19 protein-coding genes are annotated in these 19,757 nt (G+C 72.2%); 8 read left to right on the top strand and 11 right to left on the bottom strand.

The features are described 5' to 3' along the window. Positions 1-12: 12 nt before the first annotated feature. Both BM430_RS14540 and BM430_RS35265 read right to left on the bottom strand, forming a co-directional pair. Entirely contained in the window at positions 13-492 is a 480-nt protein-coding gene (locus BM430_RS14540; protein ID WP_093567968.1) for a prepilin peptidase, read from the bottom strand. Further along, the gene (locus tag BM430_RS35265) at positions 492-1,610 is read right to left on the bottom strand and encodes a hypothetical protein (RefSeq protein WP_244539500.1); all 1,119 of its coding nucleotides are present in this window, start codon (positions 1,608-1,610) and stop codon (positions 492-494) included. Before BM430_RS35265 ends, BM430_RS14540 begins: the two co-directional genes overlap by 1 nt. Before the next feature lie 232 nt (positions 1,611-1,842). Between BM430_RS35265 and gspG the strand changes: the two genes are divergently transcribed. Both gspG and gspD read left to right on the top strand, forming a co-directional pair. Continuing rightward, positions 1,843-2,310: a type II secretion system major pseudopilin GspG gene (gene gspG / locus BM430_RS14530; RefSeq protein ID WP_093567967.1), complete on the top strand. Its 468-nt coding sequence runs from the start codon at positions 1,843-1,845 to the stop codon at positions 2,308-2,310. A 372-nt stretch (positions 2,311-2,682) separates the two neighbouring features. Continuing rightward, complete coding sequence (gspD, locus tag BM430_RS14525; protein WP_093567966.1) at positions 2,683-5,091, top strand: type II secretion system secretin GspD; 2,409 nt, start codon at positions 2,683-2,685, stop codon at positions 5,089-5,091. A gap of 332 nt (positions 5,092-5,423) precedes the next feature. On the opposite strand, the gene BM430_RS14520 is transcribed toward gspD, so the two are convergent. Genes BM430_RS14520 through BM430_RS34705 form a run of 3 tightly spaced genes read right to left on the bottom strand, consistent with a single transcriptional unit; the run spans position 5,424 to position 7,583 of the window. Beyond that, positions 5,424-5,945 carry a hypothetical protein gene (locus BM430_RS14520; protein ID WP_093567965.1) on the bottom strand — a complete coding sequence of 174 codons (522 nt, stop codon included), beginning with the start codon at positions 5,943-5,945 and terminating at the stop codon, positions 5,424-5,426. A 13-nt stretch (positions 5,946-5,958) separates the two neighbouring features. After that, a complete protein-coding gene (locus BM430_RS34710; RefSeq protein ID WP_093567964.1) occupies positions 5,959-6,516 on the bottom strand; it encodes a GspMb/PilO family protein in 558 nt (185 codons plus the stop codon). After that, a complete protein-coding gene (locus BM430_RS34705; protein WP_093567963.1) occupies positions 6,513-7,583 on the bottom strand; it encodes a hypothetical protein in 1,071 nt (356 codons plus the stop codon). The genes BM430_RS34710 and BM430_RS34705 overlap by 4 nt, the downstream gene beginning before the upstream one ends. A gap of 164 nt (positions 7,584-7,747) precedes the next feature. On the opposite strand from BM430_RS34705, the gene BM430_RS14505 reads away from it, so the two are divergent. The 3 genes from BM430_RS14505 (at position 7,748) to BM430_RS14495 (ending at position 11,380) form a co-directional block, all read left to right on the top strand. Next, complete coding sequence (locus BM430_RS14505; RefSeq protein ID WP_093567962.1) at positions 7,748-9,478, top strand: GspE/PulE family protein; 1,731 nt, start codon at positions 7,748-7,750, stop codon at positions 9,476-9,478. Positions 9,479-9,559: 81 nt separating this feature from the next. Next, positions 9,560-10,774: a type II secretion system F family protein gene (locus BM430_RS14500; protein ID WP_093567961.1), complete on the top strand. Its 1,215-nt coding sequence runs from the start codon at positions 9,560-9,562 to the stop codon at positions 10,772-10,774. Between the two features lie 345 nt (positions 10,775-11,119). After that, complete coding sequence (locus BM430_RS14495) at positions 11,120-11,380, top strand: hypothetical protein (RefSeq protein WP_244539499.1); 261 nt, start codon at positions 11,120-11,122, stop codon at positions 11,378-11,380. 146 nt (positions 11,381-11,526) lie between these two features. Here BM430_RS14495 and galU read toward each other — a convergent pair whose 3' ends face one another. Continuing rightward, positions 11,527-12,393 (bottom strand): UTP--glucose-1-phosphate uridylyltransferase GalU, encoded by an 867-nt coding sequence (galU, locus tag BM430_RS14490; protein WP_093567959.1) that lies wholly within the window; start codon positions 12,391-12,393, stop codon positions 11,527-11,529. A gap of 180 nt (positions 12,394-12,573) precedes the next feature. On the opposite strand from galU, the gene galE reads away from it, so the two are divergent. From galE to BM430_RS14475, 3 genes are all read left to right on the top strand, one after another. Beyond that, positions 12,574-13,566 (top strand): UDP-glucose 4-epimerase GalE, encoded by a 993-nt coding sequence (gene galE / locus BM430_RS14485; protein ID WP_093567958.1) that lies wholly within the window; start codon positions 12,574-12,576, stop codon positions 13,564-13,566. Between the two features lie 18 nt (positions 13,567-13,584). After that, positions 13,585-14,769, top strand: coding sequence for a lytic murein transglycosylase (locus tag BM430_RS14480; RefSeq protein ID WP_093567957.1), 1,185 nt, complete (start codon positions 13,585-13,587; stop codon positions 14,767-14,769). Between the two features lie 73 nt (positions 14,770-14,842). Further along, the gene (locus tag BM430_RS14475; RefSeq protein WP_177303048.1) at positions 14,843-15,658 is read left to right on the top strand and encodes an aldolase; all 816 of its coding nucleotides are present in this window, start codon (positions 14,843-14,845) and stop codon (positions 15,656-15,658) included. Position 15,659: 1 nt separating this feature from the next. On the opposite strand, the gene BM430_RS14470 is transcribed toward BM430_RS14475, so the two are convergent. From BM430_RS14470 to BM430_RS14450, 5 genes are all read right to left on the bottom strand, one after another. Next, the gene (locus BM430_RS14470) at positions 15,660-16,073 is read right to left on the bottom strand and encodes a DUF4267 domain-containing protein (RefSeq protein WP_093567955.1); all 414 of its coding nucleotides are present in this window, start codon (positions 16,071-16,073) and stop codon (positions 15,660-15,662) included. Positions 16,074-16,255: 182 nt separating this feature from the next. Beyond that, a complete protein-coding gene (locus BM430_RS14465; protein WP_093567954.1) occupies positions 16,256-17,266 on the bottom strand; it encodes a zinc-binding alcohol dehydrogenase family protein in 1,011 nt (336 codons plus the stop codon). A gap of 315 nt (positions 17,267-17,581) precedes the next feature. Beyond that, complete coding sequence (locus BM430_RS14460) at positions 17,582-18,364, bottom strand: transporter substrate-binding domain-containing protein (RefSeq protein WP_093567953.1); 783 nt, start codon at positions 18,362-18,364, stop codon at positions 17,582-17,584. An 18-nt stretch (positions 18,365-18,382) separates the two neighbouring features. Then, positions 18,383-19,111: an amino acid ABC transporter ATP-binding protein gene (locus tag BM430_RS14455; RefSeq protein ID WP_093567952.1), complete on the bottom strand. Its 729-nt coding sequence runs from the start codon at positions 19,109-19,111 to the stop codon at positions 18,383-18,385. Next, complete coding sequence (locus tag BM430_RS14450; RefSeq protein ID WP_093567951.1) at positions 19,095-19,748, bottom strand: amino acid ABC transporter permease; 654 nt, start codon at positions 19,746-19,748, stop codon at positions 19,095-19,097. Before BM430_RS14450 ends, BM430_RS14455 begins: the two co-directional genes overlap by 17 nt. Positions 19,749-19,757 lie beyond the last annotated feature (9 nt).

Genomic DNA, 19,757 nt, shown 5'->3' with positions numbered 1-19,757 from the left:
CGTTCCCGTCCATCAGCCGGCCGGCCCGATCAGGAGGGCCGCGTGGAGTCCGAGCGCCAGGAACGGCCCGAACGGCAGGGCGGTCTCGCGCCCGACCGTCCGCCCGGCCAGCGCCAGCAGGCCGACCGCCGCCAACGCCGACAGGCTGGCGGCCAGGACCAGCACCGGCAGGCCGACGAGCCCGGTCCAGGCGGTGGCGGCGGCGATGAACTTGACGTCGCCGAGGCCGAGCCCGACCCGGCCGCTCGCCCGGGCGTGCAGGGCGCGCAAGGTCCAGAACAGCCCGTAGGCGAGGCCGGCCTGCGCGAGGCCGAAGCAAATCCCCGCCGCCCCGTCCCGCCAGCCGGCGAGGCCGAGGCCGAGCATCAGGAGCGCGAGATTGAGCGCGTCCGGGATGATGCGGCGGCGCAGGTCGATCAGGCTCGCCGACAGGGTCAGCGGCAGCGGCAGCAGGGCGGGCAGCACCGCGCCGGCGAGGAGGGCGGCCGACATCACGCCCGCCCGGCGGGACGCGCCCGGGCCGCCGCCGGCGGGAGGGCGAGGATCCGGTCGGCGGGGATCCGGGCCGGGCCGACCGGGGTGGGACGGGCCGGCTCCGCGGGCGGCAGCGCGACGGGCGGCGGCGGGCTTGCGGGAGTGCCCGGTTCGGCCGGGCGTGAAGCGGGTTCGGCGAGACCGATCGCCGGCAATGCGAGCGCTGCCGCGGTTTCCGCCAGCGTGCCCCTGGCCCCGCCGAGGCGGAGCGCGGGTCGGGCCGGGACGTCCGCCGGTGCGGGCATCGGCGCAGGGTCCGCTGGCGCGGCCCGTGCCGGCGTCGAGGCCTGTCCGCCGGAGGTCTGTCCCTTCGAGGCCTGTCCCTTCGTGACCCCGGTGACCTGCCGCACGCTCCACTCGCGCAGGTGCAGCCAGTAGAAATAGGCTCCCAGCGAGGCCGCCAGGACGCCGGCGACCCACAGGGCGAGGAGCAGGCCGGCGGGGACCCGGCCGTTCAACTCGCGCATCAGCCCGAGGGCGAAGGCGGTGTACCAGGACACGCCGGAGACCGCGCCGGAGACCAGGAAGATGCCGGTGCGCATGCCCGACACGCCGTCGAGCATCGGCCGGCCGATGTCGCGCAGCACGCCCGGCAGTACGACGGCGTGGATGACGAGGCCGTTGATGGTGAGCGCCAGCACCACCACGATCTTGGCCCAGAGCTTCGGGTTGTCGAACTTCTCCGGCGATTCCAGCGCGTAGACGGCGAGGAAGCCGAGCCCCGAGAGCCAGAGCAGGCCGAGGCCGACCGAGACGACCTTGCTGATGAACAGGAAGATCCGGGCGATCTCGCCCGGCAGGCTGCCCCAGCGCATCCAGCGCAGGATCCAGAAGTCGAGCATCGTGGCGCCGCCGAGGCCGAAGGACAGGCCGAGGAGATGCAGGGCGACGAGCAGCGTCAGCACCCGGACCGGCGGGAACGGCGCCGGCAGCGGCACCGTCAGCGGCTCGGCGGCCAGCGCCCCGCCGCCGAGGACGCTCGCGAGCGCGAGCCCCGCGACTGCCAGACCGGCGATCCTTCGACCGCGCCGGCGGCGTCCACCCGCGCGGGCCGCGTGTCCGGCTGAGCGGTTCATGCGTCTCCCCTGCCCTGATCTGGAAAACAATCCTCGCCCGAACGCCCCTGCCCCAAGGCCCCGCGGTCGCGAGCCCTGATCCTGTCCGGAATTGGATAACAAATCCCGACTTTGGACAACAAATCCCGGTTTGGGCGGCGCGCCGCCGCTCCGTCAGCACCGGCAGTGAGGGCTTCTTTACGAAGAGACGGCACCCTCGCGCACGATCGTCCATTCCCACCGAGGCCGCACGATGCTCATCACAACGCAACCGGATCGCGGCGCGCCGCGCGAGACCGGGCTCCACCACCGGCAGAACCGTCAGGCCGGCTTCTCCCTGGTCGAACTGCTCGTCGTCCTGGCGATCATCGGCATGATCGCCACCATGGTGACGCCGCAGGTGCTGGGTTATCTCGGCCGCGCCAAGGGCGAGACGGCACGCATCCAGGTCAAGAACATCGCCCAGGCGGTCGAGCTGTACTACCTCGACCTCGGCGCCTACCCGACCTCCCAGCAGGGCCTGCAGGCCCTGGTCCAGCCGACCGGCCCGGGCTGGCGCGGCCCCTACGTGCGCGACGCCCGCGGCCTCACCGATCCGTGGGGCCACGCCTACCTCTACCGTTCCCCCGGGACCGCCGGCACCCCGTTCGAGATCTACAGCCTCGGCGCCGACGGCAAGGCCGGCGGCGCCGGCGACCAGGCCGACGTCGCGAGCAAATGACGGCTCCGCGGCCGTCGAACGAGGCGTCGTCATGCCCGTCATCCGCCGGTCGCGCGGGCCGTATCGGATGATGGGCCGGCGCCGTCCGACAGTCGAGCGCTCAGGATCGACAATCCGGTGCCGGATCCGGACGGTGTGATCCGGTCGTAGTCCCGGTTGCGCGATCCGGATCTTGTTGGGCGTTTCTTGCTGACGTGGTGCCGGGATGCCCCTCGGGCGCAGGATCGCTCCGGCATGCGGCGTGCCGAGGCTGCAACTTCAGCGCGCAGGCCTTGCCGGAAACCGGCCGCCGCGGTCCCTTCAACTCCGCATTAACCATAACTCCCCTAACGTTCGCCGCATCGGCAAGCAGGTGATGGGGACGGCGGGGAGATGATCAGAGGTGCGCCTGTCCTCGCCCTGGCGCTCGCCTGCGGCTCCGCGCCGATCGCCCGCGCCGCGGAACCGATCGGGCAAGCCGGTCCAGGATATGCCGGCGCCCGCGACACCGGCGCCCTGGTCCTGCGCGGCGACGACCGGCTGATCGGCGGCGAGGCCCCGGCCCGGGAACCGATCGCCGGCGGACCGGTGAGCCTCAACCTCGTCGAGGTGCCGCTGCCGGTGGCCGCCAAGGCGGTCTTCGCCGACACGCTGGGCTGGGGCTACAGCCTGGATGAGCGGGCCTCCGGCACCATCACGCTGCAGACCGGCGGAGCGGTGAGCCGCGAGGCGCTGCTGCACATGTTCGAGACGGCGCTGGCGAGCCGGGGCCTGTCCCTGCGCCGCTCCGGCCGCAGCGTGCAGATCGTGCCGTCGGGCGGCGCCCCCGACCTCCGCCCGGTCCAGGGCGTGGGCGCCGAGGCGGGCGCCGTCGCGGTGCCCCTGCGATGGATCTCGGCCGCCGAGATGCAGGCGATCCTGGGGGCGGTGGCGCCGCGCGAGGTGGTGCTGCGGGCCGACCGGGCGCGCAACCTGCTGATCCTCTCCGGCGACGCCAACCAGATCCGGGTGCTGCGCCAGACCATCGCGGTGTTCGACGTCGACTGGATGCGCGGCATGTCGACCGCGATGGTGCCGGTGCGCAGTTCGAACCCGGTGGCTCTGGCCCGCGACTTGACCCAGATCTTCGGCGGCGAGACCTCCGGCTCCGGCGACGTGATCCGCTTCGTTCCCAACGAGGCGCTGAACGCGATCCTGGTGGTGAGCTCCCGCGCCGCCTATCTCGACCGCGCCCGGGCGCTCCTGGCGCAGCTCGAGACTCTCGCCGCCGACCGCGAGCGCCAGCTCTTCGTCTACCGGATCCAGAACCGCTCGGCGAAGGAACTCGCCGCCGTCCTCCAGGGTGTGGTGATGGCGGAGATGGGCGGCGCCTACGGCATGTCGGGGATGGGCGGCTACGGCGGCGGCTACGCGAGCGCCTCCGGCAGCTACGCCGCCATGGGCGGCGGCTATGGCGGCAGCCTTGGCGGCGGCTTGGGCGGTGTCGGCGCTGGCGGGGGCCTGGGCGGCGCGGGGGGCTTCGGCGGCGGATCGGGCAGCGGCGGCTTCAGTGGGAGCTCCACGACCGCCGGAGCCGCCGGGGGCGGTGCCCTGGGTGCGGCCGGCGGTTCCGCGGCGGGCGGCGCCTCCCCGTCGGGGTCCGGCTGGGCCTCGGGCGGCGATGCCGGTGCCGGCGGGGCGGGCTTCGGCGCGTCGGGCGGGCTCGGAACCGCCACGGCCGGCGGGGGCGGGATGCTCGGCGGGGGCGCTTACGGCGGCGGCTACGGCGGCGGGCTCGATTCGGGGTTCTCGGGCGGCGGCGCCGGGATGCGGCGGGACGCCATCGGCATCGTCGCGGACGATGCCAACAACAGCCTGGTGATCTCGGCCACCCGCAACCAGTACGACAAGATCCTGCGCATCCTCGGCCGCCTCGACGCGATGCCGACCCAGGTGCTGCTCGAGACGGTCATCGCCGAGGTGACGCTCAACGACAGCCTCGCCTTCGGCGTGCAGTGGTTCCTCAAGGAGCGCGGCAGCCGCTTCAACCTCGCCAGCACCGACACCGACAAGGCGGCGACGACGAACGGCACCGTGGGGCTGATCACCTCGGCGATCCGCGGCGTGCCGGGCTTCAACTACCTGCTCGCCGGGACCGACTTCAACGTGGTGCTCAACGCGCTTCAGGGCGTGACCCGCGTCAACGTCATCTCGTCGCCCAACATCACGGTGCTCGACAACCGCACCGCCAAGCTCCAGGTCGGCGACCAAGTCCCGATCATCAAGCAGACCGGCCAGAGCGCACTCACCGCCGGCGCGCCGATTCTCAACCAGATCGAGATGAAGGATACCGGCGTGATCCTCTCGGTCACGCCGCGGGTGAACAAGAACGGCCTCGTCGTGCTCGACATCAACCAGGAGGTCAGCGACGTCGTGCCGACCACGACCTCGACGATCGACTCGCCGACGATCCGCCAGCGCCGGGTCGCGACCAGCGTCGCGGTGAACGACGGGCACAGCCTCGCCATCGGCGGCATGGTGCAGGAGAAGGCGCAGATCACCAACGAAAACCTGCCGGTGCTGAGCGACCTGCCGGTGATCGGCGCGGCCTTCCGCAACCGGGTCGACCAGCGGGTCCGGACCGAGCTCCTGGTGTTCATCCGCCCGCGGGTGATCCGCGGCACGGCCGAGGCCGACCGCATCTCGGAGGATTTCCGCCAGCAGTTCCGCGCGATGATGCCGGTGCGCCCGGTCCTGCCGCCCCCGCCCCTGCCGGCGGCGCATCAGGGCTCGCAGGGCATCCTGCGGCGGATGCTGGATTGATACCAACGGTCGGTGAACACGACCTTCGGTTCGGTTCTCGATTTTTCGCCAAGCCCAAGGTGCTGGACTTCTGGGCTTGGTATCGAAGATTCGAGATGGATCGATGGGCCTGTCGATCCGGGCTTGCCCGAGATCGAATTGATGCGTCAGCATCATGGGCCGTTGGTATGAGAGGAGCTTTCCTGGAATGTCGGCAAGTCGGGATGAGACTTTGGCCGACGGGTGGCGCCCTGCACTGAAGCTCTTGAGAAAAACTGCCTCGTGATCAACCCTCCCCCGCAGAGGGGGGAGGGTTCGATCGCGCGTCTAACCTGTCCTCGCCGGATCCCACCTCACGGCCGCATCGCCCGCCCCGCCTCCGCCACCGGCTTCGCGCCCACCGGCCGCAGGGTCGCCGGCGCGCCGAGGAAGGTCGCGACGTAAGCGCGCCCGCCCTGGGCCAGGGTGACCTGGTCGCGCCCGATCGCGGTGACGCGCCAGTCGCCCCGTCCCTCGCCGCGGGCGAGCCAGGCCTGGGTGCCGCTGCCGTCGTCGATCAGCGCCCGCGCCGCCGCGCCGTCGAGCAGGATGCCGCGCACGGTCAGTACCGGGCGCGGCGGGTCGCCGTCCAGGATGTCGCGCGCACCCCGGGCGGTCCAGGGGCGCCGGCCGGGATCGAAGAGCGGGCGCTGCAAGGCGGTCTCGTCCGCCGGCGGCATCGCCGCGACGGCGCGGGGCGGCAGGGGGGCCGGGCCCCCGTCGACAGGCCAGGCGAAGGCGGCGAGCATCGTGCAGGCCGCGACCGCGCAGGCGATACGGGGCCCGCGCCCGGTCGCCGCCAGGGTCGCGCGCAGGTGAGGTCCGATCCGTCCCACGGTCGAGGCGTCCTTACGGTGTGGTCCTGGCGGCATCGTTCTTGGCGGCATCGTTCTTGACGGCCGGGGCGGGCAGCAGCACGCCGCGCACCGTGAGGGTGAGGCGCATCACGGTGGCGCGCCCGATCTCCGGATCGGCCGGGCGCTCGATGCCGATCTCGGCCTCCTCCGGCACGATCAGGGGGGCGCCCGTCTCGAGCGCCTGGAGCAGCCCGTGCAAGCCCTCCGCGGAGCCGCGCAGCGAGGCCGTGAGGCGCGGCAGGGTCGGGCGGGCCGGATCGGGCTGGAGCCCGGCCCCGTCGACCACGGCGACGCGCTCCGCCGCCAGCACGTCGAGGCGGGTCCGGAAGGCGGCGACGAGGCCGGCCTCGTCCGCCGCCGACAGGGGCGGCACCGGCGGCGGTCCGGCGGAGGCGGCTTGCGCCCGCGCGAGGCGCTCGCGGGCGAGCGCGATGTCGTCCTGGGCGCCAAGCGCGTCGAGCACCGGCCCGAGCGAGAGGGCGGCCACGAAGACCAGTCCGGCGAGGCCGAGGAGCAGCGGCCGCCCGGCGAGGGAGAAGGTCGGGCTCACGGCCGGGCTCCGGTGCGGCGCGGCAGCGCGACGACGAGGCGCTGGCCGCCCTCCGCCGGCGCCTCCTGGCGCAGCTCCGGGGCACCGAAGCCCGGCAGCCGCGCCAGGGCCGCGAGCACCGTCGGCGCGTGCGGAGCCAGGAGCGTCAGTTCGAGCCCGGCCGGCGTGAGGCGCAGGGACTCCGCCGAGACCGTGCCCGGCAGCGCCGCCGCGACCGAATCCCACGCCCGCACCAGGGAGGGGCCGCGCTCGGCGAGGATCGCGGCGGCGCCCGCCTGGACCGCCGGCGGCAGGCCGGAGGACGCGGCCCGGCGGGCGACGGCGAAGGCGTCGTCGAGGGCGGCGAGCGTCGCCGCCTGGTGCTGGCGCAGGCCGAGGAAGGCGCCGAGCAGGAACAGGCCGGTCGCCGCCACGAGGACGAGGTTGCCGACGCTGCGCAACAGCGACGGCAGGGCGTGGTGTCCGCTCGACAGGAGGTCGACCGGCATCGTCCGGTCCTCCGCCGGCCCGACCGCGACGACGCTCGCCTTCATCCCCGCCCCCGCCAGGGCCTCCAGCAGGGGGGCGAGGCGGGCGCGCTTGAGCACGACGTGGCGCACCCGCAGGGTGCGGGTCGCCGCATGCTCGCCCTCGACGTACCAGTCGGAGAAGACCTGGTCGGCGCGGAACGGGGTCGCGGCCTCGAGCTCCTGGGCCAGCACCGCGCGCATCCGCGGCAGGGCCGCCCCCGGCAGTTCCAGGGTGCGGATGAAGCAGGCGGCGGGATCGACGACGATCTTCGCGCGGGCCCCCGGCCGGCCGCCCCGGATCGCCGCGATCCGGTCGGCGAGGTCGTCCGACCGGAGATCGAGGCGATAGGTCCGGTCCTGCCCGTCGCGCCGGTCGATCACCGCGACGCCGGTCTCGCCCGGCGCCCCGAGCCGCAGGGTGAGGAGCGCCGGCTCGCGGTCGGCGCGGACCTCGCTCAGGCCGAGGAGGTGCGAGGCGGCGTCGAGGCCGGACCGGAGTGAGGCTCCGACCGACGACAGCAGCCCCTGGGCCGGGGACGGAAGGGATGGCGCGCGCAAGACCGGTCGGCTCCGGCGCCCGCCAGGGCGCGGCGGGCGTCGCCGAGACATCTAACGCAGCGATATTTCCGTCCGCTTAAGGACGCCGCACGAGAATGCGCCCCTGCTACCCTGCGCCGACCGGTTCGGCCGGGCTTCCTCTCGTCTTTCTCTGGGTCAGGACGATGCTGAGCATCTGGGCGGGCAAGACCCGGCCGCGGCGGGCGCGGGCCGACCGGCGCGACGCCGCCCGCAGCGATACCGACGACCTGCGCGCCTTCGTCCACCGGCTCGCCGAGAGCGACGTGCTCGACGCCGCCGGCCACGAGCGGGCGCTCGCCGCCCTCGACGGGCCCGGCCGGCGCCCCCTGCCCCTGCTGCTCACCGAGCTCGGCCTCGTCCACGAGACGACCTTGGTCACCGCGCTCTCGGAGGCGACCGGCCTGCCGATCCTGCGCCAGGAGGACCTGCCGGGCGAGCCGATCCTGCCCGACCTCCTCTCGCCCGATTACTGCGCCCGCGCCCGGGTGCTGCCGCTCTCCGCCGAGCCCGACCGCCTCGTCGTGGCGCTCGTCGATCCCTTCGACGGCGAGACCACGCGGGCGCTGGAGCACCTCCTCGACCGGGCGGTCGCCCCCTGCCTCCTCGGGCCCGGCAGCTTCGAGCGGGCGCATCGCGCCGTCTACGGCGACGTCGCCGAGGAGGGCGAGGCGGGGGGCGACGACGACCTCGCGCGCCTCGCCGACGTGGCGAGCCAGGCGCCGATCGTGCGGCTCGCCGCGCGCCTCGTGCGCAAGGCCTTCGAGCTCTCGGCCTCCGACATCCACCTGGAGGCGGAGGAGGCCGACATGCGGGTGCGCTACCGCGTGGACGGCGTGCTGGTCGAATCCGAGCGGCTGGCGAAGTCGGTGCAGCTGGCGCTGACCACCCGCATCAAGATCCAGGCCGGCCTCAACATCGCCGAGCGGCGCCTGCCCCAGGACGGGCGCATGCAGGCCCCCGACCGCGGCCAGGACGTCGACATCCGCGTCTCGACCCTGCCGACGGCGCACGGCGAGAGCGTGGTGCTGCGCGTCCTCGACGGCTCGCGCCGGGTCGAGGATTTCTCCGCCCTCGGCTTCGACGCGGCGGCGATCGACGAGATCGCCGCGATGACGAGCCGGCCGAACGGCCTCGTCCTCGTCACCGGCCCGACCGGATCGGGCAAGACCACGACGCTCTACGCCGCGCTCCGCCGGATCAACGGCCCGCACCTCAAGGTCGTCACCGTCGAGGATCCGGTCGAGTACCGGATGGCCGGCGTCAACCAGGTCCAGGCCCATCCCGGCATCGGCCTCGACTTCGCCGCCGCGCTCCGCTCGATCCTGCGCCAGGACCCGGACGTGGTGATGGTCGGCGAGATCCGCGACGGCGAGACCGCCCGCATCGCCGTGCAGGCGGCGCTGACCGGCCACCTCGTCATCTCGACGCTCCACACCAATTCCGCCCCCGCCACGGTGACCCGGCTGATGGACATGGGCGTCGAGCCCTACCTGATCGCCGCGGTCCTCAACGGCGTGGTGGCCCAGCGCCTGGTCCGGCGCCTCTGCGGCGCCTGCGCCGAGCCCGCCCCGGCGACGCCGCAGGAGCGCCTGCGCCTCGGCATCCCGCCCGACGCGCCCTTGAGCCTCAAGCGCGCCCGCGGCTGCCCGTCCTGCAACGGCACCGGGTATCGCGGCCGCATGGTCGCCTCCGAGATCATGACCCTGGACGGCGACCTGCGCGGGCTGATCGCCAACCGTGCCGACGAGCAGACGCTCACCGCCCGGGCGCGGGCCGCCGGGATGACGACCCTCGCCGATTGCGCGCGGGCGCGGGTGCTCGACGGCGAGACGACCCTCGACGAGGTCGGGCGCGTGCTGGAAGGAATCGTATAGTGTCTCTCACGAAACTCCCGATCACCGTTATGCCTCGCTGTTGCACGTCGGCGCAGCGGGAGTTGCGTGAGGTGCACTGACATGCCGCGCTTCGCCTACAAGGCCTATGCGGGGGACGGGCGCTCGCGCGCCGGCACGATCGAGGCCGAGACCCGCCAACGCGCCGTGGCGCAACTGCGGTCCGACGGGCTCCAGGTCTACGAGATCGAGCAGGCGGCGGTCGGGCCGGCGCCGTTCTGGCGCCGCGACCTGTTCGGGCGCGACCGGGTCAATGATGCCGCCCGCATCGCCTTCCTGCGCGAGTTCGGCACCCTGGTCGGGGCCGGGCTGACCGTCGACAAGGCCCTGCGGCTCGTCGAGCGTCAGGCCGGCCCGGCCTTGAAGCCGGTGCTCGCCGACCTGCTCGAGCGGGTGGTGGCCGGCGCCTCGCTGTCGCGGGCGATGGCGGCCCATCCGCAGGCCTTCCCGCGCGACATGGTCGACATCGTGCGCGCCGGCGAGGCCACCGGGACGCTCGTCGACGTGGTCGGCTCGCTCACCGCCTCGATCGAGCGCCGCGACGCGGTCCGGCGCCACCTCTCCTCGGCGATGATCTACCCGGCGCTCCTGATCGCGATGGCGGTCGGCACCGTGGCGATGATCGTCGGCGTGCTGGTGCCGGCCCTCGCGCCCCTCTTCGAGGGCAGCGGCCAGGCGCCGCCCTTCGCGATCCGCGCCGCCGGCTGGCTCGGCGACACGCTTTCGGCCACCTGGCCGTTGCTGCTCGGCGGTCTCGCCCTCGTGATCTTCGGGCTCGCCCGGACGTGGCGGAAGCCCGCCTTCGCGGCGGCGCGGGCGCAACTGGCACTGCGCCTGCCGCTGGTGCGCGAGATCGTGGTCGGCATCGAGTGCGGCCGCTTCTGCCGGGTGCTCGGCACGCTGCTGGCCGCCGAGGTGCCGATCCCCGACGCGGTGGCGGCGACGCGGCCGCTGGCCGGCAACCGGGTCTTCCGCCGCGCCCTCGACGAGGCCGGGCGGCGGCTCGCCGAGGGCGGCAGCCTGGCCTCGGGGCTCTCCTCGCTCAAGCCCTACGCCGCCTCGACCCTGAACCTGATCGCCAGCGGCGAGCAGGTGAACCGCCTCGGCAGCGTCCTCATCCACGCCGCCGAGATGCACGAGACCGAGACCCGCCAGCGCATCGACCGCCTGCTCGCCCTGCTCACCCCGCTCGTGACCGTGGCGATCGGCGGGCTGATCGGCGGGCTGATCATCTCGGTGATGGGGGCGATCCTGAGCGTGGGGCAATTGACGCAGTAGGGATCCGCGCCAATCCCCGCGCGTTTGCCGCGCTTGAAACCGTTGGAACTGTCGCGAAAGGATGAGGCGCGGGATCCCCCCTCTCCCGTGTGGGAGAGGGGTCGGGGGTGAGGGTGGCTCGGTCTCCGCAATGACCCTGGACCGTCGAGCTGCGCAGCTCGACGGTTTGCGGCTTACCCTGCACCCGAGCCACCCTCACCCCTACCCCTCTCCCACACGGGAGAGGGGATCCCGCGCCTTGCCTTGCACCCGGACAGCTCTGCCGAATACGGGAGCGTCCTGGTGTTCGCCCATCGTCGAAAGCTCGGCTCGTCGGCCCTCGTCGCGACCCTCGCCCTCGCGGCCGTGCCGGCCCCGGCGCTCGCTCAGGGCCGCCCCTCGACCCTCGACATGACCTGCGGCCAGGCGCGGGGCTTCCTCGCGGCCCGGGGCGCCGCGGTGCTCGGCACCGGCGGCTACACCTACGACCGCTTCGTGCGCGACCGCAGCTTCTGCGAGCCGACGCAGGTCACCAGGAGCGCCTTCGTGCCGACCCGCGACACGCCGGAATGCCTCGTCGGCTATCGCTGCATCGAGCCCGGCCGCAACTGGTTCGACGACGAGTAGACGGCCCCGCGTCCGGGCGCGGGGCCTCAGCATCATTCCGCCGGCCGCAAGCGGCCGGTGCCGAAGCGATCACCGGTTCGGCGGCGAAAATGATGCAAAAACAATAATTTAAGCAGAGTTGCCCTGTGCGACTCTGCCTGGAGCCTTCAGCCCTTGGCCAGCAGCGCCACGATCTCCTGCTTGAGTTCGTCGCGCAGCTCCGGCCGCTCCAGGCCGTAGGCGAGGTTCGCCACCAGGAAGCCGAGCTTCGAGCCGGTGTCGTAGGTCTTGCCGCGATAGTGCATGCCGTAGAACTTCTGCGTCTCCGACAGGCGCTTCATGCCGTCGGTGAGCTGGATCTCGCCGCCGGCCCCGCGCTCGCCGCGCTCGAGGATCGAGAAGATCTCCGGCTGGAGGATGTAGCGGCCCGAGATGATGTAGTTCGACGGCGCGGTGCCCTTCGGCGGCTTCTCCACCATGCCGGTGATCTCGAAGGTGTCACCGAATTCCTGGCCGACGCTGACGATGCCGTACTGGTGGGTCTGGTCGGGGGCGACCTCCTCGACGGCGATGATGTTGCCGCCGTGCCGGTCGTAGGCCTTGAGCATCTGCACCATGCTGCCGCGGCTGAGCATGTCGGGCAGGATCACCGCGAAGGGCTCGTCGCCGACGATCTCGCGGGCGCACCACACCGCGTGGCCGAGGCCGAGCGGCTCCTGCTGGCGGGTGAAGCTGGTCTGGCCGGCGGCCGGCAGGTCCTTCTTCAGGCCCTCGTAGGCCTCCGTCTTGCCGCGCTCCTGCAGGGTGCGCTCGAGCTCGTAGGAGATGTCGAAATGGTCCTCGATCACCGCCTTGCCGCGGCCGGTGACGAAGATGAAATGCTCGATCCCGGCTTCCCGGGCCTCGTCGACCACGTGCTGGACCACCGGACGGTCGACGACCGTCAGCATCTCCTTGGGCACCGCCTTAGTCGCCGGCAGGAAACGGGTGCCGAGGCCCGCGACCGGGAGGACGGCTTTGCGAATGCGTTTCATCGTGCGTGATCCAGTGAACACCAAGGAGCGGCCGGACCGCCCGGCGGGAACGGGCGCATCCGGGCCTCTCACGCCCGGCCGACCCCCTCCCCGCGAGCAGCCTTGCCACCGGACAGCTTAATTGACGCTGAAGCATTGCGGGGTATGGATCAACCCGTCTCACGCCGGGGAGCGAGCGAAATGGCGGTACTTGTCACGGGCGGCGCCGGCTATATCGGCAGCCACATGGTGCTCGCCCTGATCGATGCCGGCCACGACGAAGTCGTGGTCCTCGACGATCTCTCGACCGGCTTCGACTGGGCGCTGCCGCCGGAAGTCACGCTGGTGCGCGGCGACGTCGCCGACCAGGCGCTCGTCGCCGAGACCATCCGCCGGCACAAGATCGACGCCCTGGCTCACTTCGCCGCCAAGATCGTGGTGCCGGATTCGGTGGCGGATCCCCTCGGTTACTACCTCGCCAACACGGTCAAGTCGCGCGCGCTGATCGAGGCGGCGATCAAGGCCGGCGTGCGCCACGTGATCTTCTCCTCGACGGCCGCGGTCTATGGCGAGCCGGCGGTCGTGCCGGTGCCCGAGGACCTGACACCGAACCCGATCAATCCCTACGGCCGCTCCAAGCTGATGACCGAGTGGATGCTGGAGGACGCCGCCCGCGCCCACGGCATCAGCTACGTCGTGCTGCGCTACTTCAACGTGGCGGGCGCCGATCCGCGCGGGCGCTCGGGCCAGTCGACCCCCAACGCCACGCACCTGATCAAGGTCGCCACGCAGGCGGCGTTGGGCAAGCGCGGCCAACTCGAGGTGTTCGGCACCGATTATCCGACGCCGGACGGCTCGTGCCTGCGCGACTACATCCAGGTCTCGGATCTGGCGGCGGCCCACCTTGTGGCGCTCAACCACCTGCGCGGCGGGGGGGCGAGCCTGACGCTCAATTGCGGCTACGGCCGCGGCTACTCGGTGCTGGAGGTGATCGACGTGGTGAAGTCGGTCTCCGGCGTCGACTTCCCGGTCAAGCTCTCGCCGCGCCGGGCCGGCGACCCGTCGCGGATCGTCGCCGGGGCCGACCGCATCCGGGCCGAGCTCGGCTGGGTGCCGCAGCACGACGATTTGCGCGAGATCGTCACCCAGGCGCTCGCCTGGGAGGAGGCTCTCGGCCGGCGCAACCGGGTCTGAGCCCACTGATCTGAGTCCATGCCCCAGACCCGCTTCGTCCTTCGCGCCGCCCTGGCCCTCGGCGCCGTCCTCGTCCTCGCCGCCCCCGTCGGCGCGGGCGATTTCCGGGCCTTCGTCGAGGAGCTGTGGCCGGCGGCCCAAGCCCGAAAGGTGTCGCGCGCGACCTTCGACGCGGCGTTCCGGGGCATCACCCCTGACCCGGCGGTGCTGGCCCGCCTGCGCCGCCAGGGCGAGTTCGGCCGCCCGGTCTGGGAGTACCTGACCGGTGCCGTCTCCGCGGGCCGCATCGCCCGCGGGCGGGCGGAAGCCGCGCGCCGGGCCGGGACGCTCCAGGCGATCGAGGCGGCCTACGGCGTGCCCGGCCCGGTGCTCCTGGCGTTCTGGGGCATCGAGTCGGATTTCGGCGCCAGCGCCGGCACGGTGCCGGTGATCCGGGCGCTCGCCACCCTCGCCGAGGCGCGTCACCGCGGCGAGCTGTTTCGCGACGAATTGCTCGCGGCGCTCGAGATCCTCGAGCACCACGACGTCGCCCCTGAGCGGATGCGCGGTTCCTGGGCCGGCGCCATGGGGCAGACGCAGTTCCTGCCCTCGGCCTACCAGCGCGCCGCGGTCGATTTCGACGGCGACGGACGGCGCGACATCTGGGACTCAGTTCCGGACGCGCTCGCGTCGATCGCGAGCTTCCTCAAGCAGGCCGGCTGGCGCCGCGACCTGCCCTGGGGCGTCGCCGTGACCCTGCCGGCGGATTTCGATCTCGCGCGCTACCGCGCTCCGTTCGCCGATTTCGCCCGCCGCGGAGTGCGGGCCCTCGACGGCGCCGCCCTGCCGGAAGCCGGCGAGGCGAGCCTTTTTCTGCCCGGCGGCGCCGGCGGGCCGGCCTTCCTGATCACCGCCAATTTCGAGGCGATCCGCGCCTACAACACCTCGGATGCTTACGCGCTCGCCGTCGGCCACTTCTCCGACCGGATCGCGGGCGGCCCTGCCCTCGCCGCCCCCTGGCCGACCGGCCCGCGCCTCGACCAGGCCGGGCTCACCGCGCTCCAGCGCGGGCTCTCCGCGAAGACGTTCTACGACGGCCCGTTCGACGGCCGCGCGGGGCCCAAACTGCGCGAGGCGGTGCGGCGCTACCAGATCGCCGCCGGGCTGCCGGCGGACGGCTACGCCACCCCGGCGCTCCTGGAGCACCTGCGCGCCGCCCGCTGATTCCCGGGCGGGCATGGACAAGCCGGCCCGGCCTTTGCCAGGATCCGCCGACACGTCAGGAGACATCTACACCATGGCTCACGCACTGGGCGCGCCGGCCGGCGAACGAATTCCTGACGGCCTCAACCAACCCGACTTGCTCAACCAGCCCGACTTGGCCGGGCCCGAGGTGCGCCGGGCCAAGGAGGACCTGGCGGCCTGCTTCCGCATGGCGGCGCGCCACGGCCTGGAAGAGGGCATCTGCAACCACTTCTCCGCGATGGTGCCGGGCTACGACGACCTCTTCCTCGTCAACCCCTACGGCTACGCCTTCGCCGAGCTCACCGCGTCGAAGCTCCTGGTCTGCGACTTCCACGGCAACGTCGTCTCGGGCGAGGGCCAGCCGGAGGCGACCGCCTTCTACATCCATGCCCGCCTGCACAAGCGCATCCCACGGGCGCGGGTGGCGTTCCACACCCACATGCCCTACGCCACCGCCCTCTCGATGACCGAGGGCGATCCCCTGATCTTCGCCGGCCAGACCGCGCTGAAGTTCTACGGCCGCACCGCCTTCGACCGGAACTACAACGGGCTGGCCCTCGACGAGCGCGAGGGCGACCGCATCGCCGACAGCGTCGGCGAGGCCGACATCGTGTTCATGAAGAACCATGGCGTGATGGTGCTCGGGCCCACCATCGCGGAGGCCTGGGACGACCTCTACTACCTGGAGCGCGCGGCGGAGGTGCAGGTGCTCGCTCTCTCGACCGGCCGGCAGGTCCTGCCGGTCGATCCCGCCATCGCCGAGGCCGCCTATCGCCAGATGCGCGAGGGCGATCCCGAATCGGCCCGTCTCCACCTCGCGGCCATCCGCCGGCGGCTCGACCGGGAGGAGCCGGACTACGCCGCGTGAATCACGCCGGGCGGGTCAGCCACAGGGCCGTGAGCGCCAGCACGCCGGCGCTCAAGGCGTGCAAAGCCACCTGCCACCACGCCGCCGTCCCGGCGGACAGGACGAGGGCGAGGTCGCAGGCCGGGATGACGAGGCTCGCGGCGAGCACGATCGCCACGGCGCGCCGGGTCGAGAACAGGCTCAAGCCCGCGAGGTAGAGCGCGAGGGCGGCGTCGCGGGCGCCGATCGCCCGCAGGGCCGTGCGACCGGTCCCTTCGGGTGCAGGCACGCCGTAGATCAGCGCGCCGAGGGCGGGCGCCGCCAGGAACAGGGCGGCCAGCGCGAGGAAGACCAGCGCCAGGGCCAGCACGACCCAGAGGCGGGGGTCCGCGGGGGTGAGGCGGTCGTCTCCGGGTGGTGGGCGGCGCGGATCCATCCGGTCGGTATGCCGGGAAGGGCTTCCGGGCTCCTTCACCTGGGTTGCGCGAGACGCGCTTCGGCAAGCGTCACGTGGGACTCACGGTTGCTCATTCGCCACGCCGTCATCCCGGGTTCCGCTTTCGCGGCCTTGGGATGACGAGGCGGGTGTCATCTCTGTCCTGGCGGTTCGACCGTTCTTCAGAGTTCCAGGATCGCCTTGATCACCCCCGCCTCCGGCCGCAGCCAGTCGCGGAACAGGTCAGGCCCGTCCGCCAGCGCCCCGCGATGGGTGCGCAGGGCCTGGGTCGGCACGCGGCCGGCCTGCATCTGGCGCACCACCTCGGCGAAGTCGTCGGGTTGGGCGTTGCGGCTGGCGAACAGGGTGGTCTCGCGCTTGTGGAACTCGGGATCCGAGAACACGATGTCGTCGCGCACCACGCTCACCAGCACGTAGCGCCCGCCATGGCCGACGAAGCCGAAGCCGCGCTGCATCGCGGCGCGGTTGCCGGTGCAGTCGATCACGCAATCGTAGAAGTCGCCCGCGGTGGCGGCCCCGGCCTTCGCCTCGGCCTCGTCGTTGGCGGTGAGCAGCGCGTCGGCGCCGAGCGCGCCTTTCGTGAAGGCGAGCCGATCCTCGCGCAGGTCCATCACGGTGACGTGGGCGCCGCGGGCCTTGGCGAAGATCACCGCCGACATGCCGATCGGCCCCGAGCCGACCACCAGCACCCGGTCATCCTTCGTGATGCCGCCGCGCTTCACCCCGTGGGCGCCGATCGCCAGGAACTCGATCATCGCGGCGTCGTCCAGCGGCGTATCGCCCACCGGCACGACGTTCTGCGCCGGGACGCTGATCAGCTCCGCCATGCCGCCGTCGCAATGGACGCCGAGCACGCTGATGTTCTGGCAGGCATTGGTCACGCCCTTGCGGCAGGCGACGCACTGTCCGCAGGACAGGTAGGGGACGATGTAGCAGTTCTGGCCCGCTTCGAGGCCGCTGCCGGCGGGCGCCCGCTCGATCGTGCCGGACAATTCGTGGCCCATCACCCGCGGATATTGCAGGAACGGGTGCTTGCCCTGGTAGATGTGGAAATCCGTGCCGCAGATGCCGACCCGGCGGATGCGCACCAGCGCCTCGCCCTCGGCCGGGACCGGCTCCGGCCGCTCGGTCACGCGCAAGCGACCCGGCTCGTCGCAGAGGAGCACCTTCATGGGATCAGGTCTTTCGTAATCTTGGATTGGGGAAGGCTGGTTGGTTCAAGGATGGAGCGTTGGTTCCCCCTCCCCCCTCTGCGGGGGAGGGTGGCCTGCGGAGCAGGCCGGGAGAGGGGCAGCGCGACGCTGATCCAGGTGGCGCCCTTCACGATGGTCGCGACCTCTCCGGAAGCGTGGTTCCCCTCTCCCGACCCCCGCTGACGCGGGGGCCACCCTCCCCCGCAGAGGGGGGAGGGAAAGGCCCGCGCCATTTTTTCCTCGGACGCTCCTGCCGCGGGCGGTAAGAGGAGAAAATTCGCGGTTACCCCTCGACTACGCCAGCATCTCGGCCGGCAGGTCGCTGCCGTGGTACTTCTTGTAGATCGCGTTGAGCTGGCCGTTGCGCAGGTTCTTGCGCACCCACTCGTTCAGCGCGGTCTGGAGCTTGGTCTCGCCCTTGCGCAGCCCGATCGCGTAGGGGAACGTCCGCATCACGATCTTGGTCTCGAACGGCTCCGGGGGCTTCCGGCTGTTGGCGGTGTTCATCACCTGCGGCGAGGTCGCCACCATGTCGACCTGGCCCGACACCATCGCGGTGATCAGCGTGGCGTCGTCGTCGTAGCGCACCATCTGGGCGCCCTGGGCGCGGGTGGTGGCCTCCTTGTCGTTGGTGCTGCCGCGGGTGGTGCCGAGGCGCTTGCCGACGACCGCCGCGTAATCCTTGACCTCGCGGCCCTTCGGCCCGGCGATCACCGCCTGGATCACCCCGTAGGGGTCCGAGAAGTCGATCACCTTCTGGCGCTCCTCGTTCACGCTGAACGAGGCGATGACCATGTCGGCCTTGCCGGTGAGCAGGAACGGCACCCGGTTCGGGCTCGTGACCTGCACGATCTCCAGCGGCAGCTCCCACTCGGCGGCGAGCAGGCGGGCGGTCTCGACGTCGGAGCCGGTCGGCTGCATCGCCGAATCGGTCATGCCGAAGGGCGGCGAGCCGAGATCGAGGGCGACGAGCAGCTTCTTGCGGCTCTTGATCGTGTCGAGCGTGTCGGCGAGGGCCGGCATCGCCAGGGTGGAGGCGGCCGCGAGGCCGCCGGCCAGGAAGGTCCTGCGCTTCATCCCCAAATCTCCTGTTGGTTACAGCCCGCTGCCGACGAAGTCGCGCAGCTCGGGCGTGCGTGGGTTGTCGAGGTCGCGGCCGGCCAGGGTCTCCCAGACCCGGCCCTGGCGCATGTAGATGACGGTGCCGGCGACGCGCCGGGCGAAGCCCATCTCGTGGGTGACGAGGATCATGGTCATGCCGCCGCGGGCGAGATCCTCCATGACCTTCAGCACCTCCGAGGTGAGCTGCGGGTCGAGGGCGGAGGTGACCTCGTCGAACAGCATCACCTGCGGCTGCATGGCGAGCGAGCGGGCGATGGCGACGCGCTGCTGCTGCCCGCCGGACAGCTGCTCGGGATAGTGCTCGGCCTTCTCGGCGAGCCCCACCCGGGTCAGGCAGTCCATCGCGAGGTCGCGGGCCTCTCCCCGCTTGATCCCCTTCACGCAGGTCGGCGCCAGCATGATGTTCTGGAGGGCCGTCAGGTGCGGGAAGAGGTTGTAGCTCTGGAAGACGATGCCGACGGAGAGCCGCAGCGCCCGCTTGTCGAGGGTGGGGGCGTGGATCGCGTGGCCGCAGACCTCGATCGCCCCTTCCTCGATCGTCTCGAGGGCGTTGATGCAGCGGAGCGCGGTCGATTTCCCGGAGCCGGACTGGCCGATCAGCGCCACCACCTCGCCGCGGCCGACCTCGAACGAGACGCCGTCGAGGACCTTCAGCGGGCCGAAGCTCTTGTGGACGTTGGCAAGCTTAACGACGGCCGACATTGAGCCTCCTCTCCAGCCCGCGGCTCCAGGCCGACAGCGGATAGCAGATGGCGAAGTAGAAGATCGCCACGGTCACGAAGATGATGAACGGCTGGAAGATCGAGTTGTTGATGAGCTTGCCGGCCTGCGACAGCTCGACGAAGCCGACGACCGAGGCGAGCGAGGTGTTCTTGACGATCTGGACCAGGAACCCGACGGTGGGGGCGGTGGCGAGCCGCATCGCCTGGGGCAGCACGACCCGGGTCAGCCGCTGCCAGGGCGACAGGGCGAGGCACTCGGCGGCCTCCCACTGCGTCTTCGGCACCGCCTCGATGCAGCCGCGCCAGATCTCGCCGAGGAAGCCCGAGGCGTAGATCGTCAGCCCGGCGCCGGCCGCGATCAGCGCCGGCAACTGGTCGAAGCCCGCGATGGCGAGGCCGAAATAGATCATGAACAGCAGGATCAGGAGCGGCGTGCCCTGCACCACCTGCACGTAGGCCGTGGCCAGCCCCCGCACGATCCGGTTCGACGAGATGCGGGCCAAGGCCACGCCGAAGCCGAGGAGGCCGCCGCCGAGGAAGGCGATGGCGGAGAGCGCCAGCGTCCAGCCGGCCGCCTGGAGCAGGAACCAGAGATGCTGGGGTCCGAAAGTGGGCATGGGTCCCCT

Source organism: Methylobacterium sp. 174MFSha1.1, assembly GCF_900116815.1.
In the GTDB taxonomy this organism is placed as follows: domain Bacteria; phylum Pseudomonadota; class Alphaproteobacteria; order Rhizobiales; family Beijerinckiaceae; genus Methylobacterium.
Note: the sequence above shows the minus strand (reverse complement) of the source record. Positions and strands in the feature narration are given on the sequence as shown.